Source organism: Ornithinicoccus halotolerans (assembly GCF_009602535.1).
In the GTDB taxonomy this organism is placed as follows: domain Bacteria; phylum Actinomycetota; class Actinomycetes; order Actinomycetales; family Dermatophilaceae; genus Ornithinicoccus; species Ornithinicoccus halotolerans.
In genome coordinates, this window is record NZ_WIQI01000093.1 from 1 (window position 1) to 10,158 (window position 10,158).

At 75.6% G+C, this 10,158-nt stretch carries 11 protein-coding genes, 1 tRNA gene and 1 other RNA gene; 7 read left to right on the top strand and 6 right to left on the bottom strand.

Features of this window, described 5'->3' with window-relative positions:
- Window positions 1-574: LLM class flavin-dependent oxidoreductase (locus GFJ45_RS13010; RefSeq protein ID WP_153397916.1), on the bottom strand; the 574-nt coding region annotated here is incomplete at its 3' end.
- A gap of 262 nt (window positions 575-836) precedes the next feature.
- Here GFJ45_RS13010 and GFJ45_RS13015 point away from each other — a divergent pair.
- The gene (locus tag GFJ45_RS13015; protein WP_194288662.1) at window positions 837-1,778 is read left to right on the top strand and encodes a type IV toxin-antitoxin system AbiEi family antitoxin domain-containing protein; all 942 of its coding nucleotides are present in this window, start codon (window positions 837-839) and stop codon (window positions 1,776-1,778) included.
- 139 nt (window positions 1,779-1,917) lie between these two features.
- Here GFJ45_RS13015 and GFJ45_RS13020 read toward each other — a convergent pair whose 3' ends face one another.
- On the bottom strand, window positions 1,918-2,280 hold the full coding sequence (locus GFJ45_RS13020; protein ID WP_153397898.1) for a sterol carrier family protein: 363 nt from the start codon (window positions 2,278-2,280) through the stop codon (window positions 1,918-1,920).
- Window positions 2,280-3,512 (bottom strand): arginine deiminase, encoded by a 1,233-nt coding sequence (locus tag GFJ45_RS13025; protein ID WP_153397900.1) that lies wholly within the window; start codon window positions 3,510-3,512, stop codon window positions 2,280-2,282. Before GFJ45_RS13025 ends, GFJ45_RS13020 begins: the two co-directional genes overlap by 1 nt.
- 94 nt (window positions 3,513-3,606) lie before the next feature.
- Between GFJ45_RS13025 and GFJ45_RS13030 the strand changes: the two genes are divergently transcribed.
- On the top strand, window positions 3,607-4,653 hold the full coding sequence (locus GFJ45_RS13030) for a zinc-dependent alcohol dehydrogenase family protein (protein ID WP_153397902.1): 1,047 nt from the start codon (window positions 3,607-3,609) through the stop codon (window positions 4,651-4,653).
- A 24-nt stretch (window positions 4,654-4,677) separates the two neighbouring features.
- Here GFJ45_RS13030 and ffs read toward each other — a convergent pair.
- Window positions 4,678-4,774: signal recognition particle sRNA small type (gene ffs / locus GFJ45_RS13035), an RNA gene on the bottom strand.
- A 124-nt stretch (window positions 4,775-4,898) separates the two neighbouring features.
- On the opposite strand from ffs, the gene GFJ45_RS13040 reads away from it, so the two are divergent.
- From GFJ45_RS13040 to GFJ45_RS13060, 5 genes are all read left to right on the top strand, one after another.
- A tRNA-Ser gene (locus GFJ45_RS13040) sits at window positions 4,899-4,985 on the top strand.
- Between the two features lie 158 nt (window positions 4,986-5,143).
- Complete coding sequence (locus GFJ45_RS13045) at window positions 5,144-5,440, top strand: type II toxin-antitoxin system VapB family antitoxin (protein WP_153397904.1); 297 nt, start codon at window positions 5,144-5,146, stop codon at window positions 5,438-5,440.
- 83 nt (window positions 5,441-5,523) lie between these two features.
- On the top strand, window positions 5,524-6,048 hold the full coding sequence (locus GFJ45_RS13050) for a LytR C-terminal domain-containing protein (RefSeq protein WP_153397906.1): 525 nt from the start codon (window positions 5,524-5,526) through the stop codon (window positions 6,046-6,048).
- A gap of 21 nt (window positions 6,049-6,069) precedes the next feature.
- On the top strand, window positions 6,070-7,029 hold the full coding sequence (locus tag GFJ45_RS13055) for a cobalamin-binding protein (protein WP_153397908.1): 960 nt from the start codon (window positions 6,070-6,072) through the stop codon (window positions 7,027-7,029).
- Window positions 7,026-7,493 carry an SRPBCC family protein gene (locus GFJ45_RS13060; protein ID WP_194288663.1) on the top strand — a complete coding sequence of 156 codons (468 nt, stop codon included), beginning with the start codon at window positions 7,026-7,028 and terminating at the stop codon, window positions 7,491-7,493. Before GFJ45_RS13055 ends, GFJ45_RS13060 begins: the two co-directional genes overlap by 4 nt.
- 16 nt (window positions 7,494-7,509) lie before the next feature.
- On the opposite strand, the gene GFJ45_RS13065 is transcribed toward GFJ45_RS13060, so the two are convergent.
- Together GFJ45_RS13065 and GFJ45_RS13070 are read right to left on the bottom strand one after the other, a co-directional pair.
- Entirely contained in the window at window positions 7,510-8,328 is an 819-nt protein-coding gene (locus tag GFJ45_RS13065) for an ECF transporter S component (protein WP_153397912.1), read from the bottom strand.
- On the bottom strand, window positions 8,325-9,965 hold the full coding sequence (locus GFJ45_RS13070; protein WP_153397914.1) for an ABC transporter ATP-binding protein: 1,641 nt from the start codon (window positions 9,963-9,965) through the stop codon (window positions 8,325-8,327). Before GFJ45_RS13070 ends, GFJ45_RS13065 begins: the two co-directional genes overlap by 4 nt.
- Between the last annotated feature and the right edge of the window lie 193 nt (window positions 9,966-10,158).

A 10,158-nucleotide genomic window follows, 5' to 3' on the forward strand; every position in this document is an offset into this window, starting at 1 on the left:
CCTGCCCGGTGGTCACCCACCCCTGCCCGTGGCGGGCGGCCAGCCGCAGCGCGCGCGGCCCGTTGGCGGCCATGACGAACGGCACGCGGGGCCGCTGCACGCACCCGGGCAGCGTACGGGCGTCCACGGCGGCGTAGTACTCGCCGCGGTGGTTCACGTGGTCCTCGGTGAGCAGCCGGTCCAGCAGGCCGACGAACTCGGCGAACCGGTCGGTGCGCTGCCGGCGGGTGAGCTGCTCCCCCAGGATGCCGGCGTCCAGGTCGCCGCCGGCGCCGAGGCCGAGCAGCAGCCGGCCGCGACTGACGTCGTCGAGGGTGACCACGTCGCGCATGAACGTCACCGGGTGCCGGAAGTTGGGGCTGGCCACGAACGTCCCCAGCCGCACCCGGTCGGTCACCGTCGCCGCTGCCGTGAGCGTGGCCACCGTGGAGTGCCACGGCGCGCCCGGCAGCCCGCCCCACACCAGGTGGTCGTAGGTCCAGGCGTGGTCGAAGCCGTACGCCTCCGCCCGCCGCCACAGCGAGGCGGCCTCGGACCACGGGTACTCAGGGAGGATGCAGATGCCGTAGCGCACCTGCATCACCCTAGGGACTCCACGCGGCGTCGGTGTCAGCAACGCAGCCCGTGCCCTCCCGCGGGTTGAGAGCAATCCCGCGCCCTGGGGGCCGTCCCGCGGCAACGGTTCTCGCGGATGTGCACTCAACGCGCGGGACACCATGAGAGGCAGGCCAGGGACGTCCGGACCGCGCTCCACACCGACCGACCCCCGGCTCACCTGCTCCCCAGGGAGGGCCAGCGCACTGCCAGCCGCCACGTGCGGCAGCCATGGTCACCGCGTGGCCGCTGCCTTCCGGGACCTGACCGCTCACCTCGTGCGGCACCGTGGCGTCATCACCACCCGTGAGCTCGCCGCCCTCGGCGCGGACTCGCGTGAGGTGCGCGAGCTGCAGCGGAGCGGTCGACTGGTGCGGCTGGCTCGCGGCGCCTACGCCCCGCGCGAGCTCCTCGAGCGCCTCGGCCCGGAGGAGCGGCACACCCTGCGCGTCCGCGCCGTCGTGGCGGTCGTCCCCGGCCAGGTAGCGGCCAGCCACCACTCCGCGGTGTGCGTGTGGGGGCTGCCGTGGATCGGTCTGCCGCCGGACCACGTGCACGTGATGCGGGTGGCGGCCGGCGAGCACCGCCGCGCCCGCCACTACACCGTCCACGAGCGCTGGCCGGCCACCCAGCCCACCTGGGTCAACGGGGTGCCCGTGCTCCCGGTGCCGGAGGCGCTGCTCGGGCTGGCCGGCTCGGCGCCGCTGGAGCAGACCGTGGTCTCCGGCGACGCCGCTTTGGCCCGGGGCCTCACCTCGATCGGTCAGCTGACCGAGATCCTGCACCAGCGGCGCGGGCAGCAGGGGACCCGGAACCTCCGGTCTGCCCTCCCGCTCCTGGACGCCCGCGCCGAGTCCCCGGGTGAGAGCCGCACCCGGCTGCTGCTGCACACCCTCGGATACCAGCCTCGGACGCAGGTCGAGATCCGGGACCACCTCGGGCACTTCCTGGCACGGGTCGACGCCCTGGTGGCGGGCCGGGTGGTCATCGAGTTCGACGGGCGGCTGAAGTACGCCGGTGACGGTGGCGGTGACCAGCAGAGCCTGGTGCGGGAGAAGGCCCGGGAGGACCGGCTGCGCGCCGCGGGCTACGAGGTGGTCCGGCTGGTCTGGCAGGACCTGGACGCCCCGAACCGGGTGCGCCAGCTGGTGGACCAGGCCCGCTACCGCGCCCGCATGCGCTGAGCCGCCGCCCGTCGGGCAGGACCGCGGGTTGAGCGCGTAGCCGCGGGAAACCTTCCCGCGGCACGGCACCCGAGGCGCGGGCCTGCCCGCAACCCGCGGGTGAACCCAGCGCGGCCCCGGGTGCGGGTCGCGGCGCGGCTCAGCCGAGCGGCAGCCAGGCGTCCAGATCGGCGCGCCCACCGCTGGCGCGCACCCGGCCCTGGGCGACCGCGTCGACCCAGCGCAGCTCCCCCGTGGCCAGCGACAGCCAGGTAGCGGCGTCGGTCTCCACCACGTTGGACGGCGTGCCTCGGCTGTGGCGCGGTCCCTCCACGGCCTGGACGGCCCCGTGCGGCGGGACCCGCACCTCGACCGACCGTCCGGGGGCGCGGGCGGCCAGCTCCTCCAGCGTGTAGCGCACCGCGGTGGCGAGCTGCGCGCGCGGCAGCGTGTCCGGGTCGGCGCGCCAGGCCGCTACCGCCTGCTCCCCCTGGTCGACCGGCACCCGGCGACGGGGCGGCATCAGTCCTCCCGCAGGACCGGGCAGGTCATGCAGCGGGGGCCGCCGCGGCCCCGGCCCAGCTCGCTGCCCGGCGTCTCCAGCACCTCGATGCCCTGGCCGCGGAGGTACTCGTTGGTCACGGTGTTGCGCTGGTAGCCGACGATGACCCCGGGCTCGACGGCCAGCACGTTGCAGCCGTCGTCCCATTGCTCGCGGGCGGCCGCGGCGGGGTCCTGGTCGGCGGCGAGCACCCGGATCTTCCCGAGCCCCAGCGAGGAGGCGAGCACCTGCTCCATCCGCTCCGGCGGGTGGGGGGTGACCCGGAGCTCGAGCTGGCCGTCCGGGCCGGTGTCGCCGGACGTGACCACCCAGCTGGGCAGGTCCGGCAGGCCCAGGTAGCGGGTGACCGTCTCCGGGTCGAGCATCGTCATCACGGTGTCCAGGTGCATGACGGCGCGGGCGTGCGGCATCTTCAGCGCCACGATGGTGTCGGCCTGGCCGGACCCCAGCAGCCGCCGGGCCAGCCGCTCCACGCCCTGGGCGGTGGTGCGCTCGCTCATGCCGACCCACACCACACCCCGGCCGGGCACCAGGATGTCGCCGCCCTCGGCGGTGGCGGGCCCGGCCTCCAGTCCCTCGGCCCACCACTGGAACTCCTGGCCGGCGAACATCGGGTGGTACCGGTAGATCGCCTCGTAGTGCAGCGTCTCCCGGCGCCGGGCCTTCTTGTGCATCGAGTTGACCGCCACCCCGCCGTAGACCCAGGCCGAGGTGTCGCGGGTGAACAGGTGGTTCGGCAGCGGCGCCAGGATCGTCTCGTGCGGGGCCAGCTGGCCGATCACGACCGAACGCGGCTCGGCGATCCGCTCCAGCACCTCGGCCTTGGTGATGCCGCCGACCAGGTGGGTGGCCAGCTCGGCGTCGGTCATCCCGTGGAACATCTCCCGCAGCGCCTCCGCGGCCGCCGGGCCGACGTAGCGCTCGTCCAGCGAGTGCTCCAGCACGTGCCGCTTCGCCTCGGGGACGGCCAACGTCTCGCGCAGCAACGCGTCGAAGTGGTGCACCCTGACGCCGCGGCCCTCCAGCAGCCGGACGAACTCGTCGTGCTCGGCCTGGGCCCGCTCCACCCACAGGATCTCGTCGAAGAGGTAGCGCTCCCGGTTCTCGGGCGTGAGCCGGTGCATCTCCAACCCGGGCCGGTGGACGATCACCTCACGCAGGCGCCCGGTCTCGGACCCGACGTGGAAGGCCATCTGCTCTCTTCTCCTCGTAGCGGCTGGCGCGCCGCCGGGGTGCGGCGACGAACCCGATCATCCTGCCACCTGGCCGCACGCCACAATGGGCGTCATGTTCGCCACGCTGCTGCACGCCCCCGGGGACGTCCGCGTCGAGCAGGTCGAGGACCCGCGCCTGCACGCGCCCACCGACGCACTGGTGCGGGTGCGCGCCAGCTGCGTGTGCGGCTCGGACCTGTGGCCCTACCGCGGTGCCAGCCCGGTCTCCCGGCCCCGGCGGATCGGGCACGAGATGGTCGGCACCGTGGAGGAGGTCGGCGCCGAGGTCAGCTCGGTCCGGCCGGGTGACTTCGTCATCTCACCGTTCACCTGGTCCGACAACAGCTGCCCGCACTGCCTCGCCGGCGTGCACACCGCCTGCGCCAACGGCGGCGGCTTCGGGAGCCCGGACCGGGACGGTCACCTGGTCGACGGGTGCCAGGGTGAGGTGGTCCGCGTGCCGCTGGCCGACGGCACGCTCGTCGCCACGCCCGAGCAGCCCGGCGACGAGCAGCTACCCGCCCTGCTCACCCTGGCCGACGTCATGGGCACCGGGTGGCACGCCGCCGCCAGCGCGGGCGTGCGGCCCGGGCACACCGTCGTGGTGGTCGGCGACGGTGCCGTCGGGCTGTGCGGGGTGCTGGCCGCCAGCCGGATGGGCGCCGGCCGGGTCGTCGCCATGTCCCGGCACGAGCCCCGCCAGCAGGTGGCCCGGCGGTTCGGTGCCACCGACGTGGTGGCCGAGCGCGGCGAGGAGGGCGTCGCGGCGGTGCGCGAGCTGACCGGCGGCGTCGGTGCCGACGCGGTGCTGGAGTGCGTCGGCACCGGTGACGCGATGGTCCAGGCCATCGACTGCGCCCGGCCGGGTGCCACCGTCGGCTACGTCGGGGTTCCGCACGGGGTGGAGCTGCCGATCCGGGACATGTTCTCCCGCAACGTGCACGTGGCCGGTGGCGTCGCGCCGGTGCGCGCCTACCTGGAGCAGCTGCGCGACGACGTGCTCGCCGGCGAGCTCGACCCGAGCCCGGTGTTCGACCGGACGCTGCCGCTGGCGGAGGCGCCCGAGGCCTACCGCGCGATGGACGAGCGCCGCGCGATCAAGGTGATGCTGCGCCCCTGACGGTCTCGTCCGGGACGCGGGGACACAAGGGACCCCCCGCGCACCTGGAAGAGCTCACCTGCCCTTGCTGCATTCCTGCCCTGGGGGAGTTCAGTGAGGTACCACCGCACGGGGGGCCTGCCGCCAGTGTAGGTGAGGACCGCGGCCACGACCCAACCCGGTCCCGGGCCAGCAGGCCCCGGCGCACCCGGCGGGAGGCCGCCCAGATTTCAGGCTGCCGCGGGCTCTCGGGTACCCTCTCCGGCGGAGGATTCGCATAGTGGCCTAGTGCGCACGATTGGAAATCGTGTTGGGGATGAAACCCCTCGCGGGTTCAAATCCCGCATCCTCCGCCCCCGGGACGGCCCGGCCCCACGCGGCGCCGGGCCGTCCACCGGGCCACCTCCACCCACGCGACGCCGGGCCCGCCAGCAGGCTCCGCGGCACCGAGCCGTGGGCGCGGGACCGTCGTCCCCGGCCGGCGGGGACGCTGGCTCCCTACAATCGCGGGGTGATCTTCAAAGGCGTGGGTGAGGGGCGGCCCTACCCGCCGCACGGCCTCACCGACCCCAAGGACTGGGCGCACCTGCCGCCGCGGGCCGTCCGGCTGGACGAGCTGATCACCACCAAGGCGACCCTGGACCTGCAGACGCTGCTGTCCCCGGACTCGACGTTCTACGGCGACATCTTCTGTCACGTGGTCCGCTGGCGGGGCGACCTCTACCTCGAGGACGGCCTGCACCGGGCGCTGCGGGCGGCGCTCGCCCAGCGTGCGGTCGTGCACGGGCGTGTCCTGTCCCTGGACTGACCGCCCGGGTCAGTACTCTGCTGGCGGCTGCCCGGGTCCGCCGGGTGCCCAGTTGGCACGGGCGCGTGAAGGGAGGCCGGCACGTGGGATACGCCCGCACCGCAGGCATGTCGACGGCCGCCCGCCGGCGCAGGCGCCGCGCCGCCCTCGTGCTCTCGGCCCTGATCCTGCTGCTGCTGCTGGTGTTCGGCTACGCCGTCGCCTACTTCGAGGGCTGGCTCCCGGCCGGTGATGAGGAGGGCGCCGACGACGCGGCCGTCACCACCGCCCCCGCCGACCCCGGGCTGGCCCCGGAGGACGTCACCGTCAACGTCGTCAACAACGTCGGCACCGCCGGTCTGGCCGGCCGCACCGCCGAGGCGCTGCAGACCTACGGCTACACCGTCGACGCCGTCCGCGACGACGACCGGGACGTCGAGGTCGAGGGCGTCGACATCCGGCACGGCACGGCCGGGGAGGACGCTGCGCGCCAGCTGCAGCAGGACCTGTTCCCCGACGCCCGGCTGGTCCCCGACGACCGCGAGGACGAGACCGTCGACCTCGTGCTCGGTGAGGGCTTCGAGGAGCTGCCGGCCGCCGAGGAAGCGGACCAGGGCGAGAGTCGCTGAGTCCTCTGTCACAGTGGGGAGGTGCGCATCGTCTCCCTGCTGCCGTCGGCGACCGAGATCCTGTTCGCGGTCGGTGCCGGCGACGAGGTCGTCGGAGTGACGTTCGAGTGCGACCGGCCCGCCGAGGCCCGCTCCCGCACCATCGTCTCGACCAGCGCGCTGCCCACGGCCGCTGCCGACCGCAGCCCCACCCCGGCCGAGATCGACGCCGCCGTGCGCGAGCGGCTCCAGGCCGGTGCGGACCTCTACCACCTGGACCGGGACGCGCTCGCCGGCCTGCAGGCCGACCTGGTGGTCACCCAGGACCTGTGCGCGGTGTGCGCGGTCGACGTCTCCGAGGTGCACGACGCCCTCGGCTTCCTGGGCTGCCGGGCCGACGTGCTCACCACCGACCCGCACACCCTGGCGGAGGTCTGGCAGAGCATCCGTGACGTCGGCCGCGCGACCGGCCGCGAGCAGGCCGCGGCCGCGCTCGTCGCCGGGCTGCAGGACCGGCTGGCCCGGGTGCGCGAGCAGGTAGCGGCCCAGCCGGCCGGGACCGGCGCCGCCGCCCCGCCGCGGGTGGCGGTGCTGGAGTGGACCGACCCGCCGTTCGCGCCCGGCCACTGGGTCCCGGAGATGGTCACGGCGGCCGGTGGCCGCAGCGTGCTGGGCACCGCCGGCCAGAAGTCGGTCACCACCACCTGGGAGCAGGTCCGCGCCGCCCGGCCGGACGTGGTCGTGGTGGCTCCCTGCGGCTACGACCTGGCCGGCTCGGCCGCCGTGGCACAGCAGCTGCTCGCCACCGGCGAGCTCGAGGGGCTACCGGCCGCGGTGTGGGCCGTCGACGCCAACGCCAGCTTCGCCAGGCCCGGGCCGGCCCTGGTGGACGGCATCGAGGCGCTGGCCGCGCTGCTCCACCCCGGTCTCGGGCAGCGCCCCGACCCGGCGATGGCGCGGTGCCTGCGCCCCGCCACCGCGCCGCAGGAGCAGGGGGCGTGACCGTGCGCGAGGTCACCGTCACGCGGGACGTCGCGGCCCCGCCGGAGCGGGTGTGGGCGGTGCTGACCGACCTGGACCGGCTGCCCGCGGTGCTCCGTGGGGTGGAGGCGCTGCACGTGCTCACCGACGGGCCGTACGCGCTGGGCACGCGCTGGTGGGAGACCCGCCGGGTGCTGGGCGTGCGCGCCACCGAGGAGCTGGAGGTGGTCGGCAACGACCCGTCCCGCAGCACCGTGCTGGCCTCCTCCTCCCGAGGGGTGGACTACCGCACCGAGACCACGCTGGAGGCGCTGGTGCTGCCCGAGCCTGGCACCCGGGTGACGCTGCGGCTGACCGCGCACGCCCCGGAGCGGGGCGGCCTGGCGGGCCTGGTGGGCACCGTGACCGGCCCGCTCGGTGAGCGGGTCACCCGCCGGATGCTCACCCAGGACCTCGCCGACCTCGCCGCCGCCGCGGAGCGCTGACCGCGGGAGCCTGTACTCAGCGGTCGAAGCGGGCCCGCCGGGCGGCCCGGCGCAGCACGACCAGCAGCCCGGGACCGGCCAGCAGCACCAGCACCGCGGTGGTGAGCGCCCGCCCGGTGTCGTAGCCCATCGACGTGGCCAGCGTGTAGAGGCCGAAGGTGCGCACGTTCTCCAGCAGGCCCGCGGCCGGGTCGAAGCTGAGCCCGGTGCCGTAGCCGGTGGTGAACGGCCAGAACGACAGGTTCAGCAGCAGCCCGTAGAGGTAGCCGGACAGCGCGCCGTAGCCGGCCAGCAGCACCAGCTCGGCCCGCCCGCTGACCCGGCGCGGCAGCAGCCCGGCGCCCATCCCGACGAACCCGGCCGCCATCATCTGGAACGGCAGCCACGGGCCGGCGCCGCCGGTGAGCAGCGCCGAGCCGAACATCGCGGTGGTGCCGAGCACCAGCCCGAACCCGGGACCGAAGACGCGCCCGGCGAGCACGAGGAGGAAGAACATCGGCTGGATGCCGGCGGTGCCGGTGCCCAGCACGCGTAGCCCGGCCGCGACCGCCGACAGCACGCCCAGCAGCGCCAGCGCCTTGACGTCCAGGCCGCCGTCGCTGATCTCGGCCAGCACCACCGCCAGCACCAGCGGCAGCAGCACCGCGAACAGGAACGGCGCCTGCGTCGTGCCGGCGAGGGAGGAGGAGGGCGTCAGCAGCAGCGGCCAGCCGAACGCCGCCAGGCCCAGCAGCGCCGCCAGCACCAGCAGCAGCACGCTGCGGCGGGGCACCGGGACGGCGACCCGGGCCCGGGGAGCGGCCGGGCCCGCCCCCGGGCGCGCCGGGGCGGTCATACCCGTTCCTGCAGCCCGGCGGCCACCTCACCGGCGGTCAGCACCGGGACCGGGCTGAGCACCTTGGCGACCTGCGGTGCGTAGGCCGGCGACGCCGTGCACACGGTCCGGGTGGGGCCGTCGGCGACCACCTCGCCCTCGGCGAGGACGACGGTGCGGCTGCTGACCTGCACCGCGAACTCCACGTCGTGGGTGCTCACCAGCACGGCCGCGCCGCGGGCGGCGAGCTGGCGACAGGCCGCGGCGAGCCGGTCCTTGGCGGCGTAGTCCAGACCACGGGTCGGCTCGTCCAGCAGCACCACGTCGGGGGCGGCCACCAGCTGCACGGCGAGCACCAGCGAGAGCCGCTGCCCCTCGGACAGGTCGCGCGGGTGGACGCCCGGGTCGATCGCGACGCCGAGCCCGGCGAGCACGGCTGCCGCGGACCCGGGGGGCGAGCCGGTCTCCCGGTCGGCCTGAGCGAGCTCGTCGGCGACGGTGTCGCGGTAGAGCAGGTCGGCCGCCGACTGCGGGACCAGGCTCACCAGCCGGCGGGCCGCTGTGGGGCTCAGCCGGGCCGGGTCCACCGGGGCCTGGCTGCCGGCCGCCCGGACCGTCACCGAGCCGGCGCTGCGACGGCCGCTTCCCTGCAGCGCCCACAGCAGCGAGGACTTGCCCGCGCCGTTGCGGCCCATCAGGGCGGTGACGGTACCGGCCCGGAGGTCCAGGTCGACCCCGTCGAGCGCGCTGACGGCGCCGTGCCGCACGACCAGCCCGCGGGCGGACACGACCGGCGGGCGCGCGTCACCGGCGGCCGGGTCCGGATCGTGCGCCGAGCCGGGCGGGGCGTGCACGACCAGGTGCTCGCGGCGGGCACGGCGGCGGGCCTCGCGCACCGACAGCGGCACCTCCTCCCACCCGACGGCGCGCGCCAGCGCCGCCAGCGGCGGGGTGACGTCCGACCGGGCCAGCACCCGCGCCGGGTCCCCGGCCTCGACCCCGCCGTCGCCGCACACCCACACCAGGGTGTCGGCGGCGTGCATCACCCGCTCCAGCCGGTGCTCGGCGAGCACGACGGTCAGTCCGGTGTCGTGCACGAGCGAGGTCAGCGCCGAGAGCACGTCCTGGGCGGCGGTGGGGTCCAGCGCCGAGGTGGGCTCGTCCAGCACCAGCACCTGCGGGTGCGCGGCCATGACCGAGGCGATGGCCACCCGCTGCTGCTGGCCACCGGAGAGGCTGGTGAGCGAGCGCCGCCGCAGGCCGGCGATACCCAGCAGGTCCAGCGTCTCCTCCACCCGCTTGCGCATCGTCGCCGGCGCCAGCCCGAGCTGCTCCATCCCGTAGGCCAGCTCCTCCTCGACGGTGTCGGTGACGAACCCGGCCAGCGGATCCTGCCCGACGTAGCCGACGACGTCGGCCAGCTCGCGCGGCCGCGTGGTGCGGGTGTCGCGCCCCTGCACCAGCACCCGGCCGGTGAGGGTGCCGCCGGTGAAGTGCGGCACCAGCCCGGTCACGGTGCCCAGCAGGGTGGACTTGCCGCTGCCGGTGCGCCCGACGACCAGGCACAGGTCGCCCTCCGGGATGGTCAGGTCGACGTCCCGCAGGACCGGCCGGTCGGCGCCCTCGTGGTGCACGCCGACGCCCTCCAGCACGATCACCGGGCCACCTCCGTCGGTGGCGGTGCGGGCGCGACCACCACCGGCAGCGCGACCAGCAGCAGCACTGCGGCGAGGCCGGGGTGGACCGGCGGCCAGCCCAGCGGCGCGGCGGGCGGGTGGAGGGGCTCCCGTACCTGCAGTACGTCGTGCCCGGCATCCTCGCCGCGCAGGCGATGTGGGTGGCGATGGGGGA

Bases quoted from the DNA above. Each gene is read 5' to 3' on its own strand.
- GFJ45_RS13065 (WP_153397912.1), bottom strand. From the start codon at position 8,328: ATGACCGCCCCGGCGCGCCCGGGGGCGGGCCCGGCCGCTCCCCGGGCC.
- GFJ45_RS13020 (WP_153397898.1), bottom strand. From the start codon at position 2,280: ATGCCGCCCCGTCGCCGGGTGCCGGTCGACCAGGGGGAGCAGGCGGTA.
- GFJ45_RS13030 (WP_153397902.1), top strand. From the start codon at position 3,607: ATGTTCGCCACGCTGCTGCACGCCCCCGGGGACGTCCGCGTCGAGCAG.
- GFJ45_RS13025 (WP_153397900.1), bottom strand. From the start codon at position 3,512: ATGGCCTTCCACGTCGGGTCCGAGACCGGGCGCCTGCGTGAGGTGATC.